We start from the raw sequence: 25,521 nt of genomic DNA on the forward strand, positions 1-25,521 counted from the left end.
CATAGAAGCCATCCCCTGCTTTAACTTGAATCGTCCGCCCACTTGCTTCTGACTTACTTGCAGGTGTTTGTTGCCGATTTACACTTGTTTGTCCACTCACTTCACTTGTAGGAGTTTGTGGCTTAGCTGCTTGACTTGCGCTTTGGCTTTGGGTCACAGGAGCATCCCCTGGCAATTTCAATTGTTGCCCTGGGTGGATCATGCTACCGATAGTCAAGCCATTCGCTTTAAGCAAGGCATCCATAGATACCCCTGCACGGTGAGCTAAGGCATAGAAGCCATCCCCTGCTTTAACTTGAATCGTCCGGCTACTTGCATTTGCATTGGTTTGAGTAACGCTAGGCTTTGATGCTGTGGATTGACCAGCAGGCTTAGCTTCAGTCCTTGCTGAATTATTCGCCGTTCCTACACTCGAGTTAGCTTGAGGCAGGCTTTCTGCTACGCTTTCCCCATCAAAAGCCGTCAAATTAAAGGATTCGATAATGCTATTTAACTTAGACCCATAAGCAGAATCCGTCGCATAACGTCCAGTTAACCAAGCTGTGGCATCCTTGTAAGTTTTCGTATTCGAACGACGGGCACCACGGTAATAATTACTTCTCCAGTCCCCTTCTCGATCGCCTGTCAAAATCTTGGCATAATCATTCAATGAGGCTTCATAGTTAGGATATTTTCTGAAATTAGCTGTTATTTGGTAATAGTTTTGTCCACCAGCATCTTCCAAAGTCTTCATGGAAACACTTTGCCCATTATAAGAGCCCTTCACCCCAAAGAGGTTATAATTAGGCGCTTTAGCCAGTGTACTATTCCCCCATCCTGACTCTAAGGCTGCTTGGGCAATCATAACAGATGTATATAAATCATTGCTTCTTGCCACACGTTGGGCAGAAGGCACTAAAGCATTCACAAAATTATTAGTATGATAGCGACGGATCCCTTGAGTAACTTCGTCGGCTTTAACAGATGCCTGATAGTCCAAGAGAGCTCCGGCAACCACTGAAAAGGAAAGAAGCGTTGCACCTTTAACCGCAAAACTGGCTAACTTTTTATGCCGTTTTGCTCGTTGCATTTCGTGTTCTTCTTTAATACGTTCACTGCGTTTTTTCAACTATTGCCACCTCCTAGGGCTACTTCCCCTAATTTTTCATTTATTATTATAGCCGTAAAAAAAGCTCTTGTGGGCAAACAGTAGTCGATTTATCCTAGCTGTAAAGTAAGACACGAATTTGTAACATAAGTTCTGACTAGGAGACTGGCTTAAAAAAAGGTATAATGAAACCCTACAAGGAGGAATTTATCTATGAACTATCGCTTCGCACATCGTTCGGCACTCATCTTAAGTGCCCTCTTTTGTTTAGAAACAATCCTTTTAATTACTGATCATCCCCTTATTTCTACTATCGACCATACTGTTATAGGAAGCGTCCAAGCTCATATTACTCCCTTTAAAACTAGTCTAGCAAAATCCTTTACCTTCTTGGCAAACGTTCCAAGTCTATCCATCATTATGCTCTTTTTCAGCTTCCTTATTTACCGAATCAGTAGACGGCCTTATGAAGCTTTATGGTTCCTTTTTCATCAAGCCATAGGAGCCGGCGCAGTGAATGGCCTGATCAAACTATTTATCGCTCGGAAACGCCCGACCATTTTACGACTGGATGATATTGGAGGATACAGTTTCCCAAGTGGTCATACCATGGGGGCAGCTATCTGCTATGTCACTTTTGCCCTATGGCTTTATCACTATTACTTAAAAAGCCAATCCTCTTCTACAAGAAAAATTCAAGCTTCATCTAGCATCTACTATCGGATTTTTATTGCCATCTCTTTTCTTTTGGTTTTCGCTATTGCTTGGAGTAGAATTTATCTAGGCGTTCATTACCCAACAGATGTCCTTGCTGGAGGATTTTTAGGCTTTGCTTGGGTCATTATCGCTTTTCGCTCTAGAGAATGGCCTTTTTTAACCAACAAACTCAAAAAAAGAAGTTTATAGGATTAAATCTGTCGTGTTTTAACGAAAGGAGCCCCCTTATGTCAACCATTCGTCCACTTGATCTCAGTCACCTCTTACTCCAGTCTATTCTTTCTGAAAAGGATTGGGCTATCGATGCTACAGTCGGTAGAGGCTATGATACGTCATTTCTCTGCCACTTACTGCCAAAGGGTCGACTATTTGCTTTCGACATTCAAAAAGACGCCCTTGACCAAGCTAAGGATCGGGTCAAAAACGTCAGCACGACTATTGATTGGATAGAAGACAGTCATGCCAATTTTTCTTCCTATCTTGCCCCTTACGAAGGGCAAATTGCCGCTATTGTCTATAATTTGGGCTACTTACCTGGAGGAGATAAGGCGATTACAACCACAGTTGCCTCCACTTTAGAGAGTGTCGCTCAAGGGCTTCACCTCCTCCGCTCTGGCGGTCTGATGACCATCATGGTTTATCCAGGGCATCCAGAAGGGGCTAGAGAAAAAGATGCCTTAATCAGCTATTGTCGGACTTTATCCCAAGACAAAGTAGACGTTTATTGTTACCAAGCCTTAAACCAAATGAATCAACCCGCTTTTCTATTAGCCTTGCAAAAGAAATAAAGTCAATAGTGGAAGCAAGATGACTTTCCCTGTCGCTAAAAAGAAGTAATCTCAATAGAGCAAAGCAAGATGAATTTTCCAGCCACTAAGCTTTCGAGCCGTTGCCTATCTGTCTTATTCAAATCTGTCTTATTTAAATCCTCACGTGCAAATCCACTCGTTCAAATCCGCTCGTTCAAATCTGTTCACGCAAAACTTCTTCATACAAATGCGCTCGTTCGAATCCGCTCGTCCTAATCTGCTTCATTCAAATCCGCTCGTTCAAAACCGTTCACGCAAAACTTCTTCATACAAATGCGCTCGTTCGAATCCGCTCGTCCTAATCTGCTTCATTCAAATCCGCTCGTTCAAAACCGTTCATGAAAATCCTCACGTGCAAATCCACTCATTTAAATCTATCTTAGTCAAATGCGCTCATCCAAAGAAAGAAAAAGACGTCTCCTGTAGAAAAACTACAAGTGACGTCTTTTTTTATAGTTGAGCTTAACTTTATTTCCCTAAATCCCCCAAATTTGTCCATCCTTTATTTTAGGCATAGGATAAAGATCGTTGAAATTTAGGTCTTACTTCAATTCGCCTAGATTTCTAATAAAGGGACAGGCTTGTTCACTCTTAATGAAAGGCTAAAGTAAACGATCAACCGCTGTTGTCAAGTCATCCACCGCATCGACTTTTTCCCATGTAAAATCTGGTAAATCCCGTCCAAAATGACCGTAAGTGGCTGTTTGACGGAAAATAGGTCTTTGCAATTGCAAGCGTTCAATAATAGCTTTTGGCGTTAAACGGAAGCATGCTCTAACTGCTTTTTCTAGAATCGCTTCATCCACTTTTCCAGTATTGAAAGTATCTACCCGTAAAGAAACAGGTTGGGAAACCCCAATCGCATAAGCTAATTGAACTTCGCAACGATGAGCCAATCCTGCTGCAACAATATTTTTAGCAATGTAGCGAGCCATATAGGATGCTGAACGGTCTACCTTAGTCGAATCTTTCCCTGAGAAAGCTCCTCCACCATGTCTGCCCATTCCTCCGTAAGTATCCACAATAATCTTACGTCCTGTTAAGCCGGCATCCCCTTTAGGTCCACCAATAACAAATTGACCGGTAGGATTAATGAAGAAACGAGTTGACTCATCTATATATTCAGCTGGAATAACTGGCAAAATAACTTGATCGATCATATCTTTTTCAATTTGTTCATGGCTAATTCCTGCCTTGTGTTGAGTCGATAGGACAATCGTTGGCACATGTTTCACCACTTGATTTTCATCATACTCTACCGTCACTTGGCATTTTCCATCTGGCCCAAGATAAGGAATGACGCCATTTTTTCTTACCTCAGCTAAACGCTCAGCTAAACGATGGCTCCAATAAATAGCAGCTGGCATCAAAGCCTCTGTTTCATCACTAGCATAACCGAACATTAAACCTTGGTCTCCAGCGCCGATTTCTTCTTCCTTGGCATTTACATCACGCGTTTCGATTGCATGATCTACCCCAAGAGCAATATCTGCTGATTGCTTGTCAAGAGCTACCATGACAGCAACATCATCTCCACAAAAACCATAGGATGGCTCATTATAACCGATCTCATTGATTGTTTGACGAACGATATCCTGAATATTGACATGGGCGCTTGTAGAAATCTCACCGAAGACAACTACTAGCCCTGTATTAACAATCGTTTCACAAGCTACACGAGCATTTTTATCCTGACTAAGAATGGCATCCAATATGGCATCAGAAATTTGATCGGCAATTTTATCTGGATGACCTTCAGTAACAGATTCTGACGTAAATAGTTTCTTTTCCATTTTCTTTTCCCCCTTTTATGGTTACAAGGCATCTTCTTTATAAATAAAGAATCCTATCGGGACAGGTCTATACTTTGGGACTAGACCTGGTTGCTTTGTTGCGCTGATTAAAATACAACAGACTTGATTATACGCCATCCTGATGGTAAAAGAAAGGCACTTTTCTATCAAAAAAATGGCAGATCTCAAAAAAATCAAGAGGTCATGAGAAAAAACGCCTTAGCTATTCGTTCTCAAATGACCAACAAGTACCGAAAGGCTGGGCTATCACAGACTGTAATCCCTCACTAGAAACTCCCTCCACCCTTTAGATTAAGCTTCACTAGGCTTCTTTCTAACGCTTAATCGCTTTATTCTAGTTTACTTTTCTATTTTTTCCTATAAACTGATAGTATAGGGATTTTTCCTCATTTATCAGAATCTACCTTCCACTTATCAGATAGACATTTTGTTTAACTATCCACTAGACCTTCTAGCACTAGTGGCTCATCTATTAATTTTGTTGTCCTGCTTGACAGCTTAGCTATTTTTGATAAGCTAAAGAGTAAGAAACGAGAGGTGACTTATGCATTCATCCATTCTACAAAAAATTCAACCATTTGCTTTTCATCCTACGCTCCATGCCTTTATTTATCCCCTATCCTTTGTTTTCTTAGGGATCCTTTACGGGAGCCGCGTGGGAAGTTTTAGTTTTGTCAACACATTACTTATCTTCCTCTATGCAATGATTTTTCATATTATCGATAGGAGCAGTCGCCACAATAGTTCCATAAGGGAGTATTTTGATCGACCTGTTCATATCGGTTTAGTCCTAGCTTTTGTTGTTGTATCTCTTGCTATTGCCTTTAGATCAACCCTAGCTATGGATTTCCTATTATTGCTGAATATGCTCTTTCTTTTCGGGAAAAATAAATTTCAAGCCTATGCTGAAAATAACCATCTCTATGTCACATTAGTTCGTGCCTTCTACTATGGTATTATTTTAAACGCTATGGCCTTCTTTATGGAAAGTCATGTGATGGTCTTCAGATTAGCTTTAGCCTCTATACCCCTACTGATCTTACATATTTTTTATTTAAAGGGACACGTTAAGCCTATTCGTGAAAACATCTTACTCTTTGCTCTACGGTTATTACCTTACCTTCTTTCACTTCTTCTCTGTTTACTTGGTAAGTTAAGCTGGATAGCTTTGCCATTCATCCTTGCTATAGCAGGTATTTTTGTTTTTGCTAGAAAGTTTATTTTGCCAGAAGACAATTTGTTGAACCAACGAATTTTATCCACTCATGAGTTACTTTTCTTAAGTCTTGTACTGGGGATAGCCATAGTCGTTTAACACCCCTTATCCCTTCCAAGAGAATAGGAAAATCCATCATTTCTTCAGCTATTCTAGTCAACAAGTAGCCCTTTAATGGCTTATTTTCAAATAAAAAAAGAGAGTAGAAACGATCCTTCGATTGTCTTTACTCTCTTTTTTATTCTTTTAAGTGCTTGCTAACTAGACACATTCGGCTCTATATAAAGCACAAAAATGCTAGATTCTTTCGGATAAGTGATCGCTAACTAGACACATCTAAGTTGACAGCATTGCAACATAGCTAACTCTAGGACAGTGAATAGTATTCAGCTAGTGAGACAAACCTTCATTGTGTGCTTGATGCTTGTAATAATAGACGGCTAACTGTGTACGATCCCTTAGATTTAATTTGCTGAGTAGGTTAGAAATATGATTACGAACCGTTCCTTCTGACAAGTAAAGACGCTCCCCAATCTCTCTATTATTCAAACCTTGAGCAATCCAATAGATGACCTGATTTTCTTTATCTGTTAAATGATCATCTTGATAAATCTCTTCCTTGAAAAGCATCTGAGGGCTTAAGCCTTGATCCACCACCCTATTCCCACGAGAGACTGCTTTTATTGCTGGAATCAAGGAATCGACATTATCCTTCAATATTCCTCCCAAGACCCCGTAAGAAAAAGCACGAGCTATGTCTTTCTCATCTTTAAAAGTAGTGAGAAGAAGAATTTTTTGCTTGGGATTTTTTTCCAAGATATCTTGAGCGAGATCTACCCCATTATCCTCCTTCAAGCGGATATCCAATACAAGAACATCAAAGTCAGATAATTCTAACTCTTGCCAACATTCTTGTCGATTAAGAGCTGTTTTTAACACAAAATCCTCTTGCCCTAAAATCATCTTCAAAGCTTTAAGCACCAATGGATCATCATCAACGAGTAATAATTTCATAAGCATTCCTTTCTAGGCCAAGAGAAATTGAGCCTAGCCTCCTATTATCACTAGAATAAGTTAAGAAACGTGTAGCTTGTCATTCTGCTTTTTTAATCGGGATTAGGCTAGCCTTTCCTAAGCAAAAGCAGAGCTACATCAGCTTATCCTGATCAAACTTTCACTAAAGCTAAAAGCAAAAGGCGCTCTTGTTCATTTGCCTTCATGGCTTCTAGTGCACAAATTTACGCTAAAGCTAAAAAAATTAGCCCTTTTTCAAATTAAGATGCAGGCAAAAGCCCTGATCAGTCATGATGGAAAGTTTAGCTTGATAGTGTTCCGCTATCTCTTCTATATGACTAAGGCCAATTCCCTTTGAATGAGGCATATGAACCCCTAGGCCATTATCTCGAGCGGTAAAAGTCACCAAATCTTTATTTTCAATAATTCTCAAATAGAATTGATCACCGGAAGAATGACGTAAAAAGTTCGTTAGAGATTCTTTAGCTAATAGGTAGAGATCTTTCTTCATTTGATGGGACAAATTTTTCTCATACAAAACCAGATGGGTAGACTTACCCTTGATCTTCAGGAGAGCCTTCAACTCCCTTTCTAAATCAAAAGATTGGTCATATAATTCATAAATCACCTGACGAACTTCCTCCAGGCCATTTTTCATCCTTTCTTCTAACTGCCGCAGTTCTTGGGAAAGATCCTTATCTTGACTTGTCATTTCTAAGGCATGGAGGGTAAGAATGGAGGCTGACAAACTATGGCCAATTGAGGCATGTAGATCCCTTGCAATGCGTTCTCGATCCCTTTCCCTCGTCTCTAGCAATTCTTGGCCGTAACTATCACGTAAGTCATCCATATTTTTCTTATAATGATAGCGATCTGAGAGATAGCTTATAGCCTCTTGATGTAGCTTTTCGTTTGCGCGTTCAGCTAAATACTGATGGATAGCAAAAGCCACGATCACTAAAGATAAATAAAGATTAACTAGTGATTCGCCATAAAAGAGGAAAATAGGCAAGTGATAGTAGCCTCTTTTAAAACTAGCATAAGTAAGCGGTAGACTATAAGAAAGTAAGCCCGGTGCATTTATTGCCAAAAGGAGAAAACAAAGACTGTAAAAAAAGCGCCTATAGGGATTGCTATCATTCAACAAAAGGAGCGAAAATACAAGAGATAACAACCAATATACAATATGAAAGGACGTAAAAACTAAGGGGAGCAAACTAATGAGTAAAATTTGTAGAAGATCCATTCCTACGAAATCCTTTCTTTTCCTATTCCCTACAAAGTGGCTTAGATGATATCAGCAATAAAACTAGCTATATATTTGCTCTCTGCTGGATAAAGGGCTATAGAGTCATCCAGACTATAGAGTCATGGGTCATCCCGCCTATAGAGCAATCCAACCTATTGAGTCATGGGTCATCCAGACTATAGGATCATCCCGCCTATAGGGTCATCCAGCCATTAGGTCTACAAGCCCATTATAGCATAGCTAAGTCTGACAATTGTCACGACAAAATAGCTAAAAGTCACTATTATCCCTTACCCTAATCTCCTACAATAAACTTAAGAAGAAAGGAGAATCGACCATGATTGAAGTCAAAAATCTCGTGAAAAGTTTCAAAGATCGCTTAGTTTTAGATCACTTTACTATGGAATTAAAAGACGGAGAGATCCTCGGCTTATTAGGCCCAAATGGTTGTGGCAAAACAACTTCCATCCAATGTATTTTAGGCCTATTAACACTAGATCAGGGAGAGATTACACTAGATGGTGAAAATCCCCTTCACTTGTCAGAAACAGTTCGCCACAAAATCGGACTAGTCCCTCAAGAAATTGCTGTGATGGAAGATTTAACGGTCGTTGAAAACATTGACTTTTTCCTCTCACTTTACGAAAAAGATCAAAAACGCATCAAAGAACTGCGTCAAGCTGCCATCGAATTTGTTGGCCTATCTTCCTATGAAAAACTTTTACCTAAAAAATTATCTGGTGGCTTACGTCGTCGCCTCAATATCGCTTGTGGTATAGCCCATCAACCCAAAATCATTTTTTTAGATGAACCGACTGTTGCGGTAGACCCCCAAAGCCGTGCCTTTATCCTAGAAGGTATCAAAAAATTACGACAAGAAGGCGCATCTATCCTCTACACCACCCATTACTTGGACGAAGCAGAAAGCCTTTGTGACAGATTTATTATTATGGATAATCATCGCAACCTTTGCCAAGGGTCTATGGATGACTTGATCGAACAAATCGCTATCAAGGAACGCATTAAAGTGATGGGGGACTTTTCGACTTCTCTTCAAGGCCAATGTGAAAAGCTCCCACATGTCATTGACATTAGCTATCAGAATCACACCCTCACTCTTAGCTTTGATCAGGCAGGTGGCAACTTGAAACAAGTTCTCCATCTCTTGGAATCCTCTGAGGCAGAATTTTATGATGTTAAAAGTACAAGACCCAGCTTACAAGATGTCTATTTGGAATTAACTGGTAAGGAGTTGAGAGAATGAATACCTTCCTTAAAAGTTTATATTACCAATTTCTTACCCTTTGGCGAAACAAGATCGGCTTCTTTTGGTATTTCCTTTTCCCTCTCTTTTTAGCGACGATCATGGGGGTTACTTTTCAACATTTCGAACAAAAGGAAAGCCCAGTGATTCGATTAGCCATAGAGGAAAATCTACCAGAAGCCCCTAGTTTAAAAGAAAGCCTCCCCTTTAAAGTCACACTCCTTGATCAAAAAGTAGCCCATCAAGAATTAAAAAAGGGAAAGCTAGATGCTTTTCTCAATAAACACTCCATTTTAGAGGTCAAGGAAAAAGGCATCCCCTCTTCCATCATAAAAAATGTCCTCGATGAATATAAACAAGTTCAAAGCGCCCAGCTAGACTGGAGAAAGGTTGGTCAAAATCACAGACAGACTTATCGGGAAGAAAAAGCCATTCCAGTCGGCCTATTACAAACCATATTGACCTCCATCCTTTTCATGCAATGCCTCTATGTTGCTTTCTCCTCCAGAGAATTAAGCAATCAATTATGGGACAAGAATTCTGCTGTGAGAATGCGATTTGTACTCTCTCCTATTAAGAAAATCCCCTACCTATTAAGCGGTTTATTTACCAGCCTAATCTTTAATTTCATCGTCATCGGCCTATTTTTGGCTTATATTTACACTGCCTTCCATATTACCTTAATCAAAAATATCCCTTACTCCCTTCTGATTATCTTCCTATTGATTCTTTTCGGAGCCTTACTTGGCGTTAGTATTAGTCTTGTTTTGGCTAAACGATCTGAAAATATCAAATCGACCCTATGCTTGGTCATTATTTTACTCTTCTCACAAACGTCGGGGATGTTCGGGACAGATTTTTTGAACATGATCCATGAAAAATTACACTTTTGGGAATATCTCAACCCTTTATTGGCTGCGCAAAAATTTTATGGCTCCATCAACTATGTCGGAAACCTCTATTTTAGAAATGAATTCTTCACTAGTATCAGCATTTGGCTCATCCTTTTACTGACTATCAGCATCTATTGTATCAAGGGGGAGCATCGTCATGATCATTAAATGTTATTTGAAATTACTAAAAGCCAATCGAACAGCTTTCGCTCTTTCTATTGGCCTACTGGTTTTTATCTTGCTACTGAACTTTTCGAGTCAAGGGAAAATGGAAGAAGCCTATACAGGAGAGAAAATCCATCTCGTCGTAGATGATCAAGACAAGTCTAAGGATTCAAAAGAATTCCTGACTTATCTAAAGAAAAAGCATCAGGTCCAAGCATTAGACCCTAAAAAAGGACCAATCAAAAACCAAATCTACCTCGAAAATTTTGATGCTCATCTGGTGATTAAAGAAAAATTTCTCCAACACTTACAAAAGAACGAGCCAGCAGTTTCTATCAGCTTTAGTGAAAGTAATATGGTCAAAAGCTATATCCGTTTAATCATCGACCGCTATCTGGTTTTAAAAAAGACCTCTTTAGAAGAAGGGAAAGTCTTTGACCCTAATATACTCGATCAGGAAGTCCCGACTCAACTCGTCGATTTATCTGGAAATCAAAAAGTAAACATTAGTCATCTCTCTCGAGCAAGTGGCTATGTCCTTTTACTAGGCATATTATTGGCTTTGATCGGTATTGAGTCAGATTTTACCAGAAAAAGTGTCCAAGAAAGAATCGCCCTCTCTACTCTGTCGAAGAGAAAATTCTTTATCCAACACTATATCTCTCAGGGAATTGCCGCTTTAATTCTCATGGGGGTCATCCTTGCCATGGACCTTTTCATGTGTCAGCTAAAAGGGGTGCCCATCAATTGGGAGCTATTTATTGTATCTAGTCTCTTGTTTGGCCTAGCTGCCATAGCAATGACCAACGCCTTACTCCCCCTTAGCCCTAATAAGAAGACCTTAATGGCTTTGGCCAATGCCATTTCTTTACTGATCGCTTTTATCTCTGGCTCCATGATCCCTCTAGAACTTTTGCCCCATCAGATTCTTTTCCTCGCTAAACTATTTCCTTTATACTACTACCATCAAGTGTTGAATGATCAGGCTGGACTTTCATTTCAATCTTATGCCACTATCCAAATCCTATTCACACTTGTCTACCTCCTCATCGCCTACTATTTGCACCAAAAACGCCTCAATCGTCAGTTGAATTAAATGGGCAAAAAGCCCCTAAAGTTCGATTGGGTTAAAATAACTTTAGAGGACTATCAGACCCTTGCCAGCAAAGAGCAAGGGTCTTTTTGGAAAATATTATCTGTATATAGAAAGGGACTGGGGCAAAAGCTATAAAATGGCAAAAGTGCGTCAAGAAAAGCATTTAAAAGCTCGATATGACGCACTTTCTTATTTGAACCTATACATGGAACAGACATTTGCCCCAAGTCGTTTTCGAATAAATTTCCCATCAACAACATTTGACAAGAGCCTCTATCCATTTCTCTTGATCGTAAAGCTTATCTAGTTTAAACTAGATACAACTTCTCCCCTAGGCCTCTCTTTTGATGCACACTTAGGGGAGCTTTGTTTTATAAAGGGAGTTTTTCTTATGAGGCATTGTTTCCAATGAATACATCTCTGTTTTAAGTAACTGGAGTATCTTTTTCGCAATGTTAGGCTCTTTATGAACTCTTGCAATATAATCCCTAATGAGTGTTAAGTGCTCTTTGGCTTGCTTAGTAATCTTTATTCTGTAACGCTCCATCAAAGCCCCTCTTCAAGCTCGGAAAATACCTCACTAATATGTTCAGAGTTTCCCTCCATTGCCTGCGTATACCCTTTTGCCATCATCGTATTAAAAGCTTCTTCACTCATGTTTTCTCGAACTGGTAAGTTTTTAGGTATCGTTAATGAAAAGGGGATACCTTTATTTAAAATAATCTGACGATAAAACATGTCAATCGCTGTCGCTCTTGAAACACCTATCGTTTCAAGGATTGCTTCTGCCTGTTCTTTAATATTTTCTTGTATTCTCACATTTACATTCGCTTTTTTTGTAAGTGCCACAACAATCGACCTCCTTGAGCTATATTGTACATAGTTGTATCGCGTTTTGCAACACAATTTAGTGTAGACTTCTATTTCTTCCTTATCGTACTTATGATAAAATAATGATAGCAAAGTGATAGGAGGGCATTTTATGAACATTCGTCCAGTTTCTGATTTAAGAAACAAATTCCCTGATGTGGAATCACAAGTGATGATATCTAATGAACCAGTTTTTCTAACTAAAAACGGTTATGGTACGATGGTGTTAATGTCGATTGATCAGTACGACAAATTAACAAATGATCTCGAAAACAAATTAAACGAAGCCGATGAACTAGCAGAATTAACGACTGAACGGTTTTCTCTTGAGGAGGTTGTTCAGCGAGTGAAGGAACGCATCCATGAAGGATAATGGTTATCAATTACGGATTCTTCCACTCTTCGAGCAAGATTTAAATCAAATTGTTGATTACATCATCCAGACACTTTCCAGTCCTGACGCTGCAATTCGATTGGTCGATGAAGTTCAATCGGCCATTACTGAAAGAGTCAGCCATCCAACTATTTTTGAACCTTTTCGCTCGACTCATCAAAGAAAGTATCCCTATTATGTCATCCGAGTGCGAAACTATTCCATCTTCTATGTTGTTATCGACCAGGTGATGGAAGTTCGTCGAATTCTGTACAGCAAACGTGATTTAAATCATCTGTTACCCTAAAAGAAAAATCCAAGGAGATAACTTATCTTCTTGGATTCTTTTTCTAGTGGTTGATTGCAAAATGAAGTTGAACATTGAATAAAGAAAGTCCATACAGCCTTTCTTTGCTAGAATGTAAGTCATGGGTCCACCACCAATTGTAATAGGCGGTCGCAACAACCAGGAGGAAAGCTATATGAACGACTTATATTCTACTACAATTGAACACAGGAAAGGACAACATCTTTCATTTGAACATCGTGTTTTGATCCAAACCAGGCTCAAGGATGGCTGGAGTCCCAACAAAATTGCTAAGGAGATTAGATGTGCTCCCAATACAATCCGTAACGAAATTAAGCGTGGAACCGTATCTTTGTACACATGAATAAAAATCACTTTAATGCAATCAAACTATTTTTAAGGTTTTGCTCTAGCTCTTTTTGTTGCGATGCTTTTAATATAGATGATGTCCTAATAACAATTGTACCTAATACTGAATGAGAACCCGAAGAGAACATACCTCCATCAAATGTAGCTAGATATGAATCACGTTTCTTAGCTTCTTCTTCAGTTTTATAAACCTCTATACTTCCACCAGCATCAGTACCTTTATCAATAAGGCTATTTCCATCAACTTTAGATTGCTCAACCATCTTACTTGAAAAATAAACCTGCGCAGTATAACCACCTTGTTTGCCAAGTTGTTGATTAGGATCGTTATCTTCAGTAACAGCAGAGACACCCGTGATACCATCTACTGCTTTTATGCGTTCAATTACAAAAGCTTCGCTTGGGGCAGTTACTTGTTTAAGTTGTTTTACACTATCTTCATATGCCTTTTTAGCATCAGAGATTTTTTTGATATTACTTGTATAGTCTATCTTATTGAGCTTTTCAGTTTCTTTTTCTATACTTTGCTTGCCGTTTGGTTGTTTAGGAATGCTAACTTTTGCAGCCTTAGCCTTTGATACCGCTGTTTCCAATACTGTTATTGCTTCTTTATCTAAGGCCTTCTCATTTTTAGAAATTAAATTTTCGGCATCAGAAACTCTCTTATCCAATTCACTATTCAATTTTTCAACGTTTGTCGTAGCTACTTTAAAGGAATCAATCGCAGCTTGTTCTTCCTTCGATGTGCAAGCGGATAAAGCAAATGTTAGCACCATAGTTAAAGCTACTAAAGGTATTAATTTTTTCATTATATTATCCTCCTATTTATCATTAATATATCTCTATATAGTTAATTATATCCACTTATGCAAACAAAATTCCTCGATTGTCGTACACGCTCTCATCATTCCTGTTCCTGAACCTTATCGCCCTATCAAGTGCCATGATTGTTACAATTGCATCATCAATCTTTTCTTTATCTGCCTTTATGTTTCCAGCAGGATCCGTCCTAATAAAGATGTTATCCATATTCCACCTAAGAACTGGATGCCCACCATGTGCTTTTTTGTTCGAGCGTAAGTTTCATAAGCTTCTTTGTTGATGGACTCATATCCTTAAAACCTGTCCAAAAGGAACAATTATAAATTCCATGTTCTCTAAGTTTTCCACCATCTGAACAGCACCCCATCTACCAAAGGCAATCACTTTAATATTGAACCCTTCATCAGGCCCTGCAGGCATAAATACGATCAAGTTCATCTTCAAAGAGGTCATCCGGAGTTTGATAGCCATGAAGTTTCCTTGGAAGGCTGTTACACCACAACTCTATTTGGGAAATCTCTACATCAGAATAAGTCGATACGTTTCCCTTTTTGGAATAAATCTTCGGATAAGCCCGTTGTGACGCTCGATAGAGCCCTAATCACAAAAAGTGTAAGGATGGGCAAAGTAGACCAGTGTTTTACTTAATGTTTCTAAGTCTGATAACATGGATAATTCAGAGCCGTTGTCTGTTGTCACCGTCTTGAAAATATCATCCCAGTGCTCGCTATATTGTGAACGAATACCCTCTAAAATTACCAACAATGAGTTGACACATACTACTTTGCTTACTTGCTTAATCTGTTTGTTACTATTTTCTGGAATATTATTCCTATATAAACTGATCCAGATTGACTAGTGAGCCTCGCTGTTTTTGTTAAATTTTAAAAGCAAGCAGGACTAGTCTTAACCCGTCCACTTGTAAGAGCGCTTAAGGCTAAGAGAATAGAAAAGTCAAGCTGATACAAGCACTGTTGGTTACACAAGAAATTTTATACTGTGTCCATACCGCCCCTCCATTACTTCTTTTCTCCGTAAGAAACCGTATCTTCTGCCACCTTGCTTAGTTCTATTTCAGACAAATACTTATAGAGTTTTTCCTCTTTTCGTGGTTCCACATTGTCGGTCCAAAGCTCACACTGACTGATAACAGTACTGATCGCAAAATCATAATCCACCGGTGGATACTTATATTTTTTGAGCAGTCGTTTCACCATTTTACGCATTTGTGCTCTGGCAGTTTCTTTTTTCTGCCAGTCAATCGTGCGATTCTTACGAAGCATTTCAGTCAATTCTCTTGTCAGCGCAATTAATTCATCATTCTTGTAAAAATCCTTAATGTGTTCTGGTTTGGTCAACGCATCATAAAAGGCCAACTCTTCTTGTGAAAGCCCTAACTCCTGACCATTTTTATAAAGGTTGGTTATTTCCTCAGCCGTCTTCAGTAGCTCTTTGATTACCTCTTCATTCGTAATGAGACCGTTATAATAAGAGTTCATCAAGCGGGCAATCTTTTCCGAGAATTTCTGCGACTGTACCACATTTGTTCGATTATATAGGGATACTTCATCCTTCATCAGCTTCTTCAAAATTTCAACCGCAATGTTTTTTTCCTTCATTCTGGAAATTCCATATAACACAGCTGGATCAAACAAGCTGACGTTCTCTCCACTAGACTTACTGCTATCAAAAAGGCTAATGACACCTTCGCTTTGTATCGCGGCCTTCAGAAGTTCATTGATCTGGTCATTGATCTCTTTAAGCGACAAACTCTTTCCACCAGTACCGTCATAGCTAATCTTAGTTACTGTAGAACGTAATACCTCCATATAGGCTGCTTCATGGCGTTCCTGCTCTGTTGTCATACTGGAGCAAAGGGAATGCGACTTTTTTAAAAGCATCGCTTCCTTCAAGAACAAGTTTTTTCTTTCCGATACGCTGACATCTAGGATAAAGTTCACGCCACCTGTAATGAGCTTAGCCATCATAAGCGGAGAACCTCCTACAAATCCGGTAAAATCAAAGCCATGCAACAAGTCCTTGCAGACCTGTAGCTTTTCCTGGAACTTCGGATAAGCCATCTTGGCAATGTTCATATCCCCATATGTCGATTGATCACGCTTCGTATATTCACTCATTGCCGCTTTCAGAGCGGTTACAATTCCCACATAATCAACAATCAAACCACCTTCTTTATCCTTGAACACACGGTTAACACGGGCTATAGCTTGCATTAAATTATAGCCACGCATTGGCTTATAAACATACATGGTAGCCAAAGAAGGTACATCAAATCCGGTCAGCCACATATCGACAACAATGGCTATTTTCATCGGATCCTGGTTATCCTTAAATTTCCTTGCGAGCTCTTCTTTGTGCGCTTTGGTTCCGATAATCTCTTTCCAATCTTCTGGGTCATTATTTCCGCCTGTCATAACCACACCGACTTTATCTGTCCAGGTCGGTCTAATTTCCAAGATACGGCGATAGATTTTCATGGCAATTGGACGCGAATACGCCACAATCATGGCTTTGCCGGTTAATAGATTGGCTCTATATTTTTCGTAATGTTCAACAATATCTTCACAAAGCGATTCAATAGTAGAGTCAGCTCCCAATAAGCTTTCCATCTGCCCCAGCATCTTCTTACTCTTTTCGATTGTTTGTTGGTCAGACTTCTGCTCTAATACATCATAAGTAGAATCAATTAAAGACAAGGTATTCTCATCTAGTTTCAGATTCACAACGCGGCTTTCATAATAAACCGGACGTGTTGCGCCATCTTCTACAGCCTGTGTCATATCATAAATATCAATATAGTCCCCAAAAACTTCACGCGTATTTCGATCCTTATCTGAAATCGGTGTACCAGTAAAGCCAATAAATGTAGCATTCGGCAATGCATCATGAATAATACGGGCATTACCGATTACCCTACGAGCTTCCTGCTCGCCCGCTTCATTCTCTCTTAGAATGATTTTCTCATCAAAGCCATATTGTCCACGATGCGCTTCATCTGCCATCACGATGATATTCCGACGTTTAGATAAGGCTGTCTCTCCACGTTCAAACTTAAACATCGTTGTAAATATAATGCCATTGGCGCTTCTGCCATCCAGAAGCGACTTCAAATGTTCCTTACTCTCCGCTTGAATCGGTGTCTGGCGCAAGAAATCAGCGCATTGTGAGAACTGCATATAAAGTTGATCATCCAAATCTATTCGGTCTGTCATCACAACAATGGTAGGACTGTTTAAGGCTTCTTGTAATAAATGGGCATAGAAAACCATCGATAATGACTTACCCGAACCCTGTGTATGCCAAACAACACCACCCTTACCATCGGTCTTAGTGGCTACTTTGGCCTTCTCGATCGCCTTGCGTACCGCAAAATATTGATGGTATCCAGCTAATACTTTAAAGCGCGTGCTGCTATCACCTGAGAAAAGAATAAAATTCTTTAAAATATCGAGCAGACGTTCCTTTTGGAATATCCCCTCATAGAAAGTTTCAAAAGAAGCATAGGCCGTTTCTTCATAACTTCCGTCTTTGGTCTTCCATTCCATGAAACGATCTAATCCAGAAGTAATGGTCCCTGCTTTATTAATAGACAAGTCACTGATGACGCAAATGGCGTTGTAATAGAAGATGGACGGAATATCCTTCATGTAATTGCGAATTTGATGGTAGGCGTTCTCAGCCCCCACTTCATCCTTCGCTGGACTCTTCAATTCCATCAAGACAAGAGGTAGGCCATTAATAAATAGAATAATATCCGGTCGACGGTTATTTCCATTCTCTAAAAATGTAAATTGATTGACCACATAGAAAGAATTAGCCTTTACATTTTGGTAATCAATCAAACGAACAATCTTAGATCGCTCCTCACCCTTCACAAAGAACTTAACTGTGATGCCATTTTGCAGGTAATCCATAAACAGGCTATTCTTCTGCAACAGGCTGCCAGTATCAAAATTCTTCAACTTAGCCAATGCCTCATCTATGGCTTCTTTAGGAAGATCACGGTTGATATGCACCAAACTATCTCTCAGAATAGAATCCATAAGAGGGCTGGTATAATCTCGATCAAAATCTGGCGCGTAGAAATGGTCATAGCCCATGTTTTCAAACAATTCGATAATCGCTCGTTCATAGGTATCTTCTGTAAATGAATTTGGCATGTTCAACCTCCTATTTTTATTGTATTTCTGTGGTAAACAAGAATTTAGAAGAGCAAGCTCAAGCTGTATTTAAAGAATGGTTTATAGACAATTCCGAAAACAATCAATGGTCAACAGGAACATTCTCTGAGCTTATTAAATCAACTTTAAATGGTGATTGGGGAAAAGAAACACCAACAGGCAATAATACTGAAAAAGTTTACTGCATTCGAGGTGCAGATATTCCCGAAGTCAAAGCAGGCAATAAAGGAAAGATGCCTACAAGGTATATTCTTCCGAAAAACTTTGCCAAAAAGCAACTTACAGCCGGTGACATTGTTGTCGAAATTTCAGGAGGTAGTCCTACTCAATCAACCGGAAGATGTACAGCTATAACTCAATCATTACTTGACCGTTATGATAGCGGTATGGTTTGCACAAATTTCTGTAAGGCAATAACCCCCAAAGAAGGATACAGTCTGTTTATCTATTATTATTGGCAATACCTGTATGATAAAGGCGTCTTTTTCTCTTATGAAAACGGCACAACAGGTATTAAGAACCTTGATTTTTCAGGATTTATTGAAACGGAACCTATTTTAATTCCGCATATAGATAAAGTTATAGAATTTGATAATTATTGCAAATCAATTTCCAGTCTGATTTTTTCCAATGGAAAGGAGAACGAACATCTTGCTATGCTTCGTGATACTCTTTTACCCAAGTTGATGTCAGGCGAACTTGATGTTTCCGATATCGACCTCTAAGCCGCTAAATTCTTGTTTATCTCACTGTTTTTATCAATTTTGTCATCTAAAGCTTTTAATATATTTGCTATTTTCTCTTGAACGTATATATCAGCTGGAACACGAACATTGATCGAATGAATGTGGTTCCTGTTAAGCGTAGGAACAGCACTACCACCAGCATAATTTCCTAAATCTAGCGTTTGTAAGAAATAATAAATAAAAACTGGATCAGAACCCTTAAATTTTTTTATATATAAAGAAGTATTATGTGACCAAGAACGTCCATAAACTATATAGGGTTTGCCGACATTTCCACTTCTTCCCACCGTTAGTGATGGATATTCTGTAGTATATTCATTATGAAATCCAATAATTCCATTAGACCCTACCACGGGATAACCTTCCCCAGACATTTTACTCTTTGGCAAGTCATACCCTCGTTGAAATGTAATCAAATCACCCAACAAGCATTCCTTCCACTCAGCCATCTTATCACCTTCCTTAACCTATATATTTTTTATGAGCCAACTTAACATTACTCTGCTTAACCATTGCATACTGCAAGGTCGTGTCGATTCGTTTATGCCCTAATAGCTGTTGTAACTGCTCTATCGGCATTCCTTTATCAATCGCCATCGTTGCAAGCGTTCTGCGGAACTTATGGGGATGGACTTTTGCAATATCTAATTGCTTGCCCATTTCACGCAGGCGAGATTCGATACCGCCTATCTTGATTCTCTCATGTGGAGCACGCAAGGTTACAAACAAGGCTGGATTATTATCATTTCTGCTGTCAATGTAATTTTGCAGATGGATTTTTGTTCGAGCGTCAAAGTATACAATGCGTTCTTTATCCCCTTTACCGAAAACCACACATTCACGCTCATTGAAATTGATATCCGCCTTATTCAACAGCACCATTTCACCGATACGCATGCCAGTAGAAGCTAGCATATCAATCACCGCCAAATCCCGAAGCTCTGTGCAGTTATCACGCATTTTCTCCAAGTCTTCATCGGTATAAGTTTCCTTTATGTTGGTCGCTGTTTTTACTTTATGGATACGGCGAACAGGACTTTTTAATATATAATCCTCGTCTTCCAACCAAGAGAAAAAGCTAGACAAAATTCTTCGAATATTATCAATTGTAACACGACTGGAATGCTTCCTACTCTGATAATCTGTCAAATAAGAGCGTAAGTCTTCTGTTTGAATATGTCGGATGCCTTTACCTATCGAATCTACCATTGTTTCAATGGTCGTTCGATAATACTTCAGTGTTTTCTCCGAACAACCTTCAACTCGTTTTGCCGAAACAAAAGCATCGATCAGCTTTGGGTTATCATCAGCATCTTTCTTTACAGTCTGTGTTGTAATCTCACAGCCAAAAAGTGCATTCTCAAGCACCTTTTGCAACTGATGAATTTGAGCATTATCGAGGTGAGGCAACATTTGTTGTATCACCTCTGAAATAATTTGTTGTTTCATAAGACATTCTCCTTCAAATTTATTTTCCAGAGAACGACTCAACGGCAGTTCCGTTGGCTTTAGCTCCCGCCGTTGGTGGGATTATTAGGTTAAACAAGAATTTAGCGGCTTAGAGGTCGATGTCGGAGACATCAAGTTCGCCGGACATCAACTTGGGTAAAAGAGTATCACGAATATTCGCTAACCGTTTATTCTCTTGCACTAGCAAAGCTATTTTAGAGACTATTGGTCGAATCACTGAATTATAGACTCCTAATTCCTTCTGAGACGGAATAACTATTGGTAATTTACGTAATTCACCTAAACTTATATATTTTTGTGTGCTCCCTGCAAGACATTTTTCTATATGATGTTTTGTTGAATTATTCTTCAAGTAGTACAAAATATACAATTCGAGAGATGGATACTGTGATGTTTTGAATAAGCCTACATTCTTAATGGCAAATTTCACTGGCGAATCAATGACATAAGAAATTATTCCAACTGTTCCAATCATACTTATCAAAATATCGCCGGTATTTACCTTACTTCTTTCATTTACCTTGTCATAGTCAGTTTTTGAAATAATATTGGCTAATGATGTATCCGCACCAAACGGAAGCAAATGCTTTGAGGTAACTAATGGGTATCCATTATCCGTTGTTTTTGGAGAATTATGTGTACCATCTCTTATATCGATTATTTCTGATAGGACACAAGTTTTGCCTGAAACAGAATCATAGAAAAGGTCAAAAAGAGCCTGAGCTTGCTCTTCTAAATTCTTGTTTATATTGTTATTCAAAGTAATTTTGTCATCTATGTCCGATAAAAGTCCTGATATTTTCTTTTGAGTTGATAGATTAAAATCCGGTACTTTATATTCCATTATTGCAGTTTTATCTCCACGAGGCATTTTGGTACCTTTTGATGTGGCTGTTGAATAATCAAAGAAAGCATCATTGGCAAGCACATAATAAAGAAATCTTGCATCTATATTGTCATTTGCTCTGAAGACTAGCACATCATTTGAACAACCACCATTGCAATTAGCAAACCAAATCTTCTTGAAATATGGTCTTATATTTGACACTAAGATATCATTTTTTTGATAAGCCCTTGTTTGAAGAGTATTTGGAAGTGAGGAAGCAGTAGTCACTCCACATTTATTGGGTAACATATTTTCTGTTGAAATATAGTTTGCATCTGTTAAATCAGATACATCTACCTTTCCTTTAGCAAAGAAACTAATATCTGATAATTTAGATTTCATACCCAATCGCCCCCAGCTTCTTTCTGATTTCGGCTTCTAGCTCATGGGATTTGGCGAACATCTCCGACAATTCAGAAGTCAGGCGATTCATCTTATCCTCAAATGGTTCACCGTCATCTTCCTGTTCTTCGATGCCAACATAGCGACCAGGCGTCAGGATATAATCCTGCTTGGCAATGGCATCTGTATCGACAACTGCGCAGAAGCCCTTCACATCTTCAAGCGTTCCGTCTACAAATGCGTCATAAGTGTCTGAAATCTTCTGGATATCATCATCCGTTAACTCACGAAGCTTGCGGCTGACCATTGTCCCCATCTTACGAGCGTCTATAAATAAAGTCTTCCCTGCTTGTTTCTTCTGCTTATTGATAAACCAAAGCGAAACTGGAATCTGCGTTGTATAGAAGAGCTGAGTAGGCATGGCCACGATACACTCTACTAAATCGGCATTGATAATATTCTTACGAATCTCACCTTCACCGCTCGACTGAGAAGAAAGTGATCCATTAGCAAGTACCATACCAATTCGGCCTGCAGGCGCCAAATGAGAAATCATGTGCTGTAACCAGGCAAAGTTGGCATTACTTGCTGGTGGTTTTCCGTACTGCCAACGAACGTCCTCTTTTAATCTATCGGCGCCCCAATTAGAAAGGTTGAATGGAGGATTAGCCATAATATAATCTGCTCTTACAGTAGGATGCAGATCCTTCACAAAAATGTCTTCTGCATATGTGCTTAGATCTGGCTCAATTCCACGAATAGCTAGATTCATCTGAGCCATTTTCCATGTAGTCGGATTGGAATCCTGACCGTAGATGGAAATATTGCTGATGTTCCCACTATGGTTTTCAACAAATTTTGCAGACTGAACGAACATCCCACCTGAACCACAGCAAGGATCGTAGACGCGACCCTTGAAAGGTTTCAGTACTTCTACTAAAGTACGTACTACACAAGAAGGGGTAAAGAATTCACCGCCGCGTTTTCCTTCTTGCTCAGCGAACATCGAAAGGCAGTACTCATAGGTACGACCCAAGATATCCTTCTCACTGCCATGTTCGATCATCTGGATATTAGTAAATAAATCAACCACATCTCCCAATCTTCGCTTATTCAATTCGGGACGCGCGAAATTCTTAGGCAAGATGTCTTTAAGACGTTTATTTTCTTTTTCGATAGCACACATGGCGTTATCGATCACTGTCCCGATTTCCTCCTCATGGGCTTTTGCTGCAATCTCACTCCAACGAGCCCCCTCTGGCACAAAGAAGATGCCCTCAGAGGTATATTCATCAATATCTTCCTCAAAACCAGCCCCTTCTTCAACCAGTTCCTTGTATTTTTCATCAAATCGATCTGAGATATATTTCAAGAAAATCAATCCCAGAACGACACTCTTATATTCGGACGCATCCATATTGCCACGAAGTACGCAGGCCGCATCCCATATTTGTTTTTCAAACCCAATATCGGCTGTGTTTTTATTTGCCATGATAGTTTTCCTCCCCTAATGATTCATCTTCCAACTAAAAATTAAGCCTATATTCTAACAAAGAAAGACTGTATGGACCTTCTTTATTAAATGTTCAACTTCACTTTACAATCAACCTAATTTTTAATATCCATCGAATACACTACTTCTTTTTCTATTCAGCCTATGTACTGCTTACAGCCATTATTTTAGTCTATTGTGGATCTAAGCAACACATAAACCAGCAGTTCCTTCAATTTTTAACTTTGGCAGAAGCTTCAAAACCTTTAATTTTGCTGAACTATTTTCCTCTGTCATTATTATGATACGAGACCCGGCAGATGGTTCTAAAAATGTTGCTGTCAGGGATTCACAGGCTTCTTTGATCCCATCTTGATCAAGCATCATTTTCACTATCCGTTTAGGGGTAAAAACTTCGCCATGCTTTTGAACCCTTTTTTTACTTTTTATGATCACTTCTTTATGATCCAATAGTGTTTCCTCCATCAGCATATATTATTTAAACAAATTAGATCTTCTCTTATTCTAACACATCATTGTATTTTGCCTCTATCTATCAAATAGATTATAACAAAAAAGCTTCTGGAAACGTTAAGTAACCAGAAGCTTTACCCAATTAGACTGTCTCTAATTGATTTCAGATGACCCGTACGGGACTCGAACCCGTGTTACCGCCGTGAAAGGGCGGTGTCTTAACCGCTTGACCAACGGGCCAGGACATAAAAAAATGGCTCGGGACAGAATCGAACTGCCGACACCTTGAGCTTCAATCAAGTGCTCTACCAACTGAGCTACCGAGCCAAAACGGTTCCGACGGGAATCGAACCCGCGATCTCCTGCGTGACAGGCAGGCATGTTAACCCCTACACCACGGAACCATAACGTCATGGCGAAATGTGTCTGCCACTCATCATAACTCATTGGCGATGCCAGGACAGATGTGCTATCCTCGCCAATTCTAAGTGAAGACGATTGTCTTCTATTGCGGGGGCAGGACTCGAACCTGCGACCTCCGGGTTATGAGCCCGACGAGCTGCCAACTGCTCTACCCCGCGACAATTATAATTCGTATGACCCGTACGGGACTCGAACCCGTGTTACCGCCGTGAAAGGGCGGTGTCTTAACCGCTTGACCAACGGGCCAACAAGATAAACAAAACGGAGAAGGAGGGATTTGAACCCTCGCGCCGGGATAAACCGACCTACACCCTTAGCAGGGGCGCCTCTTCAGCCTCTTGAGTACTTCCCCACCATTATATTTATCTAATGGGCCTAAATGGACTCGAACCATCGACCTCACGCTTATCAGGCGTGCGCTCTAACCAGCTGAGCTATAGGCCCTAAAAAAAGCGGGTGACGAGAATCGAACTCGCGACAACAGCTTGGAAGGCTGTGGTTTTACCACTAAACTACACCCGCATGATAATTATTCGAAAAACGGTTCCGACGGGAATTGAACCCGCGATCTCCTGCGTGACAGGCAGGCATGTTAACCCCTACACCACGGAACCAATTGCGGGGGCAGGACTCGAACCTGCGACCTCCGGGTTATGAGCCCGACGAGCTGCCAACTGCTCTACCCCGCGATAATAAGAGAAAGGAGGATAAGGGATTCGAACCCTTGCGTGCTTTTACACACCTGACGGTTTTCAAGACCGTTCCCTTCAGCCGGACTTGGGTAATCCTCCATTATATAATCTTATATGGACCTTGCAGGACTCGAACCTGCGACCGGACGGTTATGAGCCGTCTGCTCTAACCAACTGAGCTAAAGGTCCGAGACATGTAAAAGTCTCATAGCGGCGGAGGGGATCGAACCCCCGACCTCCCGGGTATGAACCGGACGCTCTAGCCAGCTGAGCTACGCCGCCAAAATTAAAGAGACAAATTCACACTATCTCTTATCGGGAAGACAGGATTCGAACCTACGACCCCTTGGTCCCAAACCAAGTGCTCTACCAAGCTGAGCTACTTCCCGAAGTATGCACCCAGTAGGAGTCGAACCTGCAACCGCCTGATTCGTAGTCAGGTACTCTATCCAATTGAGCTATGGGTGCCTATTAATCCAGAAGATCTGGAAAGCGGAAGACGGGGTTCGAACCCGCGACCCCCACCTTGGCAAGGTGGTGTTCTACCACTGAACTACTTCCGCGTGTCTTCCTTTTTTAAAATGCGGGTGAAGGGACTTGAACCCCCACGCCTTGCGGCGCTAGATCCTAAATCTAGTGCGTCTGCCAATTCCGCCACACCCGCATATGAGCCATGCAGGGCTCGAACCTGCGACCCTCTGATTAAAAGTCAGATGCTCTACCAACTGA

At 40.0% G+C, this 25,521-nt stretch carries 22 protein-coding genes, 17 tRNA genes, 3 pseudogenes and 1 riboswitch; of the genes and pseudogenes, 10 read left to right on the top strand and 32 right to left on the bottom strand.

Annotated features, from left to right (window positions below; translation table 11 throughout):
* Nucleotides 1–1,108 (bottom strand): glucosaminidase domain-containing protein (locus tag D3H64_RS08735; RefSeq protein ID WP_121565858.1); only part of this gene is annotated, 1,108 nt, incomplete at its 3' end.
* Nucleotides 1,109–1,300: 192 nt separating this feature from the next.
* Here D3H64_RS08735 and D3H64_RS08740 point away from each other — a divergent pair.
* Both D3H64_RS08740 and D3H64_RS08745 read left to right on the top strand, forming a co-directional pair.
* Nucleotides 1,301–1,993, top strand: coding sequence for a phosphatase PAP2 family protein (locus D3H64_RS08740; RefSeq protein ID WP_121565859.1), 693 nt, complete (start codon nucleotides 1,301–1,303; stop codon nucleotides 1,991–1,993).
* A 38-nt stretch (nucleotides 1,994–2,031) separates the two neighbouring features.
* Nucleotides 2,032–2,592, top strand: a complete 561-nt coding sequence (locus tag D3H64_RS08745) for a class I SAM-dependent methyltransferase (protein ID WP_158589263.1) — start codon at nucleotides 2,032–2,034, stop codon at nucleotides 2,590–2,592.
* A 623-nt stretch (nucleotides 2,593–3,215) separates the two neighbouring features.
* Here the strand turns inward: D3H64_RS08745 and metK are convergent.
* Nucleotides 3,216–4,406 (bottom strand): methionine adenosyltransferase, encoded by a 1,191-nt coding sequence (gene metK / locus D3H64_RS08750; RefSeq protein WP_121565861.1) that lies wholly within the window; start codon nucleotides 4,404–4,406, stop codon nucleotides 3,216–3,218.
* Nucleotides 4,404–4,483: riboswitch (SMK box riboswitch) on the bottom strand. It overlaps the preceding gene by 3 nt.
* 488 nt (nucleotides 4,484–4,971) lie before the next feature.
* On the opposite strand from metK, the gene D3H64_RS08755 reads away from it, so the two are divergent.
* Nucleotides 4,972–5,742: a hypothetical protein gene (locus D3H64_RS08755; RefSeq protein WP_121565862.1), complete on the top strand. Its 771-nt coding sequence runs from the start codon at nucleotides 4,972–4,974 to the stop codon at nucleotides 5,740–5,742.
* A gap of 291 nt (nucleotides 5,743–6,033) precedes the next feature.
* On the opposite strand, the gene D3H64_RS08760 is transcribed toward D3H64_RS08755, so the two are convergent.
* Together D3H64_RS08760 and D3H64_RS08765 are read right to left on the bottom strand one after the other, a co-directional pair.
* Nucleotides 6,034–6,657 carry a response regulator transcription factor gene (locus D3H64_RS08760; RefSeq protein WP_121565881.1) on the bottom strand — a complete coding sequence of 208 codons (624 nt, stop codon included), beginning with the start codon at nucleotides 6,655–6,657 and terminating at the stop codon, nucleotides 6,034–6,036.
* A 244-nt stretch (nucleotides 6,658–6,901) separates the two neighbouring features.
* Nucleotides 6,902–7,669 carry a sensor histidine kinase gene (locus D3H64_RS08765; RefSeq protein WP_158589264.1) on the bottom strand — a complete coding sequence of 256 codons (768 nt, stop codon included), beginning with the start codon at nucleotides 7,667–7,669 and terminating at the stop codon, nucleotides 6,902–6,904.
* A 574-nt stretch (nucleotides 7,670–8,243) separates the two neighbouring features.
* On the opposite strand from D3H64_RS08765, the gene D3H64_RS08770 reads away from it, so the two are divergent.
* Genes D3H64_RS08770 through D3H64_RS08780 form a run of 3 tightly spaced genes read left to right on the top strand, consistent with a single transcriptional unit; the run spans nucleotide 8,244 to nucleotide 11,324 of the window.
* Nucleotides 8,244–9,170: an ABC transporter ATP-binding protein gene (locus D3H64_RS08770; protein ID WP_121565864.1), complete on the top strand. Its 927-nt coding sequence runs from the start codon at nucleotides 8,244–8,246 to the stop codon at nucleotides 9,168–9,170.
* Nucleotides 9,167–10,231 carry an ABC transporter permease gene (locus tag D3H64_RS08775; RefSeq protein WP_121565865.1) on the top strand — a complete coding sequence of 355 codons (1,065 nt, stop codon included), beginning with the start codon at nucleotides 9,167–9,169 and terminating at the stop codon, nucleotides 10,229–10,231. The genes D3H64_RS08770 and D3H64_RS08775 overlap by 4 nt, the downstream gene beginning before the upstream one ends.
* Complete coding sequence (locus D3H64_RS08780; RefSeq protein WP_121565866.1) at nucleotides 10,221–11,324, top strand: ABC transporter permease; 1,104 nt, start codon at nucleotides 10,221–10,223, stop codon at nucleotides 11,322–11,324. Before D3H64_RS08775 ends, D3H64_RS08780 begins: the two co-directional genes overlap by 11 nt.
* Before the next feature lie 355 nt (nucleotides 11,325–11,679).
* On the opposite strand, the gene D3H64_RS08790 is transcribed toward D3H64_RS08780, so the two are convergent.
* Both D3H64_RS08790 and D3H64_RS08795 read right to left on the bottom strand, forming a co-directional pair.
* Complete coding sequence (locus D3H64_RS08790) at nucleotides 11,680–11,871, bottom strand: type II toxin-antitoxin system RelE/ParE family toxin (protein WP_121565868.1); 192 nt, start codon at nucleotides 11,869–11,871, stop codon at nucleotides 11,680–11,682.
* On the bottom strand, nucleotides 11,871–12,173 hold the full coding sequence (locus D3H64_RS08795) for a type II toxin-antitoxin system RelB/DinJ family antitoxin (protein WP_199700161.1): 303 nt from the start codon (nucleotides 12,171–12,173) through the stop codon (nucleotides 11,871–11,873). Before D3H64_RS08795 ends, D3H64_RS08790 begins: the two co-directional genes overlap by 1 nt.
* 133 nt (nucleotides 12,174–12,306) lie before the next feature.
* On the opposite strand from D3H64_RS08795, the gene D3H64_RS08800 reads away from it, so the two are divergent.
* From D3H64_RS08800 to D3H64_RS08810, 3 genes are all read left to right on the top strand, one after another.
* Complete coding sequence (locus D3H64_RS08800; RefSeq protein WP_121565870.1) at nucleotides 12,307–12,567, top strand: type II toxin-antitoxin system Phd/YefM family antitoxin; 261 nt, start codon at nucleotides 12,307–12,309, stop codon at nucleotides 12,565–12,567.
* Nucleotides 12,557–12,874, top strand: a complete 318-nt coding sequence (locus D3H64_RS08805) for a type II toxin-antitoxin system RelE/ParE family toxin (RefSeq protein WP_121565871.1) — start codon at nucleotides 12,557–12,559, stop codon at nucleotides 12,872–12,874. Before D3H64_RS08800 ends, D3H64_RS08805 begins: the two co-directional genes overlap by 11 nt.
* A gap of 175 nt (nucleotides 12,875–13,049) precedes the next feature.
* A complete protein-coding gene (locus D3H64_RS08810) occupies nucleotides 13,050–13,238 on the top strand; it encodes a helix-turn-helix domain-containing protein (RefSeq protein WP_158589265.1) in 189 nt (62 codons plus the stop codon).
* A 7-nt stretch (nucleotides 13,239–13,245) separates the two neighbouring features.
* Here the strand turns inward: D3H64_RS08810 and D3H64_RS08815 are convergent, their stop codons facing one another.
* From D3H64_RS08815 to D3H64_RS08825, 4 genes and pseudogenes are all read right to left on the bottom strand, one after another.
* Complete coding sequence (locus tag D3H64_RS08815) at nucleotides 13,246–14,052, bottom strand: hypothetical protein (RefSeq protein ID WP_121565873.1); 807 nt, start codon at nucleotides 14,050–14,052, stop codon at nucleotides 13,246–13,248.
* 55 nt (nucleotides 14,053–14,107) lie between these two features.
* A pseudogene (locus D3H64_RS08820) lies at nucleotides 14,108–14,467 on the bottom strand (terminase TerL endonuclease subunit); the annotation flags it as partial.
* Between the two features lies 1 nt (nucleotide 14,468).
* Nucleotides 14,469–14,833: pseudogene (locus D3H64_RS10450) on the bottom strand (IS30 family transposase); the annotation flags it as partial.
* A gap of 251 nt (nucleotides 14,834–15,084) precedes the next feature.
* Nucleotides 15,085–18,246 (bottom strand): type I restriction endonuclease subunit R, encoded by a 3,162-nt coding sequence (locus D3H64_RS08825; protein WP_121565874.1) that lies wholly within the window; start codon nucleotides 18,244–18,246, stop codon nucleotides 15,085–15,087.
* Here D3H64_RS08825 and D3H64_RS08830 point away from each other — a divergent pair.
* Nucleotides 18,234–18,992, top strand: coding sequence for a restriction endonuclease subunit S (locus D3H64_RS08830; protein ID WP_121565875.1), 759 nt, complete (start codon nucleotides 18,234–18,236; stop codon nucleotides 18,990–18,992). The two genes, D3H64_RS08825 and D3H64_RS08830, sit on opposite strands and share 13 nt — an antisense overlap.
* On the opposite strand, the gene D3H64_RS08835 is transcribed toward D3H64_RS08830, so the two are convergent.
* From D3H64_RS08835 to D3H64_RS08940, 22 genes and pseudogenes are all read right to left on the bottom strand, one after another.
* Nucleotides 18,989–19,462: a restriction endonuclease subunit S gene (locus tag D3H64_RS08835; RefSeq protein ID WP_121565876.1), complete on the bottom strand. Its 474-nt coding sequence runs from the start codon at nucleotides 19,460–19,462 to the stop codon at nucleotides 18,989–18,991. The two genes, D3H64_RS08830 and D3H64_RS08835, sit on opposite strands and share 4 nt — an antisense overlap.
* Nucleotides 19,463–19,475: 13 nt before the next feature.
* Nucleotides 19,476–20,462, bottom strand: coding sequence for a site-specific tyrosine recombinase/integron integrase (gene xerA / locus D3H64_RS08840; protein ID WP_121565877.1), 987 nt, complete (start codon nucleotides 20,460–20,462; stop codon nucleotides 19,476–19,478).
* A 109-nt stretch (nucleotides 20,463–20,571) separates the two neighbouring features.
* The gene (locus D3H64_RS08845) at nucleotides 20,572–21,711 is read right to left on the bottom strand and encodes a restriction endonuclease subunit S (RefSeq protein WP_121565878.1); all 1,140 of its coding nucleotides are present in this window, start codon (nucleotides 21,709–21,711) and stop codon (nucleotides 20,572–20,574) included.
* Nucleotides 21,701–23,203: a class I SAM-dependent DNA methyltransferase gene (locus tag D3H64_RS08850; RefSeq protein WP_121565879.1), complete on the bottom strand. Its 1,503-nt coding sequence runs from the start codon at nucleotides 23,201–23,203 to the stop codon at nucleotides 21,701–21,703. Before D3H64_RS08850 ends, D3H64_RS08845 begins: the two co-directional genes overlap by 11 nt.
* A gap of 312 nt (nucleotides 23,204–23,515) precedes the next feature.
* Nucleotides 23,516–23,689: pseudogene (locus D3H64_RS10355) on the bottom strand (methylase); the annotation flags it as partial.
* 156 nt (nucleotides 23,690–23,845) lie between these two features.
* Nucleotides 23,846–23,917, bottom strand: a tRNA-Glu gene (locus tag D3H64_RS08860).
* Between the two features lie 14 nt (nucleotides 23,918–23,931).
* Nucleotides 23,932–24,004 (bottom strand) — tRNA-Phe (locus D3H64_RS08865).
* 4 nt (nucleotides 24,005–24,008) lie between these two features.
* Nucleotides 24,009–24,081 (bottom strand) — tRNA-Asp (locus tag D3H64_RS08870).
* Between the two features lie 104 nt (nucleotides 24,082–24,185).
* Nucleotides 24,186–24,258 (bottom strand) — tRNA-Met (locus tag D3H64_RS08875).
* Between the two features lie 16 nt (nucleotides 24,259–24,274).
* Nucleotides 24,275–24,346 (bottom strand) — tRNA-Glu (locus D3H64_RS08880).
* Nucleotides 24,347–24,362: 16 nt separating this feature from the next.
* A tRNA-Ser gene (locus D3H64_RS08885) sits at nucleotides 24,363–24,452 on the bottom strand.
* Nucleotides 24,453–24,470: 18 nt separating this feature from the next.
* Nucleotides 24,471–24,544, bottom strand: a tRNA-Ile gene (locus D3H64_RS08890).
* A gap of 7 nt (nucleotides 24,545–24,551) precedes the next feature.
* Nucleotides 24,552–24,622 (bottom strand) — tRNA-Gly (locus tag D3H64_RS08895).
* Between the two features lie 19 nt (nucleotides 24,623–24,641).
* Nucleotides 24,642–24,714: transfer RNA gene (locus tag D3H64_RS08900), tRNA-Asp, on the bottom strand.
* A gap of 2 nt (nucleotides 24,715–24,716) precedes the next feature.
* A tRNA-Met gene (locus tag D3H64_RS08905) sits at nucleotides 24,717–24,789 on the bottom strand.
* 12 nt (nucleotides 24,790–24,801) lie between these two features.
* Nucleotides 24,802–24,891: transfer RNA gene (locus D3H64_RS08910), tRNA-Ser, on the bottom strand.
* Between the two features lie 16 nt (nucleotides 24,892–24,907).
* Nucleotides 24,908–24,981, bottom strand: a tRNA-Ile gene (locus tag D3H64_RS08915).
* A 19-nt stretch (nucleotides 24,982–25,000) separates the two neighbouring features.
* Nucleotides 25,001–25,074 (bottom strand) — tRNA-Met (locus D3H64_RS08920).
* A gap of 33 nt (nucleotides 25,075–25,107) precedes the next feature.
* A tRNA-Pro gene (locus D3H64_RS08925) sits at nucleotides 25,108–25,181 on the bottom strand.
* 5 nt (nucleotides 25,182–25,186) lie between these two features.
* Nucleotides 25,187–25,260, bottom strand: a tRNA-Arg gene (locus D3H64_RS08930).
* Between the two features lie 23 nt (nucleotides 25,261–25,283).
* A tRNA-Gly gene (locus D3H64_RS08935) sits at nucleotides 25,284–25,355 on the bottom strand.
* Nucleotides 25,356–25,374: 19 nt separating this feature from the next.
* Nucleotides 25,375–25,456, bottom strand: a tRNA-Leu gene (locus D3H64_RS08940).
* Between the last annotated feature and the right edge of the window lie 65 nt (nucleotides 25,457–25,521).

Origin of the sequence: Atopobacter sp. AH10 (assembly GCF_003664595.1) — a bacterium.
Lineage (GTDB): Bacteria > Bacillota > Bacilli > Lactobacillales > Aerococcaceae > Atopobacter.

Bases quoted from the DNA above. Each gene is read 5' to 3' on its own strand.
- D3H64_RS08740 (WP_121565859.1), top strand. From the start codon at position 1,301: ATGAACTATCGCTTCGCACATCGTTCGGCACTCATCTTAAGTGCCCTC.
- D3H64_RS08745 (WP_158589263.1), top strand. From the start codon at position 2,032: ATGTCAACCATTCGTCCACTTGATCTCAGTCACCTCTTACTCCAGTCT.
- metK (WP_121565861.1), bottom strand. From the start codon at position 4,406: ATGGAAAAGAAACTATTTACGTCAGAATCTGTTACTGAAGGTCATCCA.
- D3H64_RS08755 (WP_121565862.1), top strand. From the start codon at position 4,972: ATGCATTCATCCATTCTACAAAAAATTCAACCATTTGCTTTTCATCCT.
- D3H64_RS08760 (WP_121565881.1), bottom strand. From the start codon at position 6,657: ATGAAATTATTACTCGTTGATGATGATCCATTGGTGCTTAAAGCTTTG.
- D3H64_RS08770 (WP_121565864.1), top strand. From the start codon at position 8,244: ATGATTGAAGTCAAAAATCTCGTGAAAAGTTTCAAAGATCGCTTAGTT.
- D3H64_RS08775 (WP_121565865.1), top strand. From the start codon at position 9,167: ATGAATACCTTCCTTAAAAGTTTATATTACCAATTTCTTACCCTTTGG.
- D3H64_RS08780 (WP_121565866.1), top strand. From the start codon at position 10,221: ATGATCATTAAATGTTATTTGAAATTACTAAAAGCCAATCGAACAGCT.
- D3H64_RS08790 (WP_121565868.1), bottom strand. From the start codon at position 11,871: ATGGAGCGTTACAGAATAAAGATTACTAAGCAAGCCAAAGAGCACTTA.
- D3H64_RS08800 (WP_121565870.1), top strand. From the start codon at position 12,307: ATGAACATTCGTCCAGTTTCTGATTTAAGAAACAAATTCCCTGATGTG.
- D3H64_RS08805 (WP_121565871.1), top strand. From the start codon at position 12,557: ATGAAGGATAATGGTTATCAATTACGGATTCTTCCACTCTTCGAGCAA.
- D3H64_RS08810 (WP_158589265.1), top strand. From the start codon at position 13,050: ATGAACGACTTATATTCTACTACAATTGAACACAGGAAAGGACAACAT.
- D3H64_RS08815 (WP_121565873.1), bottom strand. From the start codon at position 14,052: ATGAAAAAATTAATACCTTTAGTAGCTTTAACTATGGTGCTAACATTT.
- D3H64_RS08830 (WP_121565875.1), top strand. From the start codon at position 18,234: ATGAATTTGGCATGTTCAACCTCCTATTTTTATTGTATTTCTGTGGTA.
- D3H64_RS08825 (WP_121565874.1), bottom strand. From the start codon at position 18,246: ATGCCAAATTCATTTACAGAAGATACCTATGAACGAGCGATTATCGAA.
- D3H64_RS08835 (WP_121565876.1), bottom strand. From the start codon at position 19,462: ATGGCTGAGTGGAAGGAATGCTTGTTGGGTGATTTGATTACATTTCAA.
- xerA (WP_121565877.1), bottom strand. From the start codon at position 20,462: ATGAAACAACAAATTATTTCAGAGGTGATACAACAAATGTTGCCTCAC.
- D3H64_RS08845 (WP_121565878.1), bottom strand. From the start codon at position 21,711: ATGAAATCTAAATTATCAGATATTAGTTTCTTTGCTAAAGGAAAGGTA.
- D3H64_RS08850 (WP_121565879.1), bottom strand. From the start codon at position 23,203: ATGGCAAATAAAAACACAGCCGATATTGGGTTTGAAAAACAAATATGG.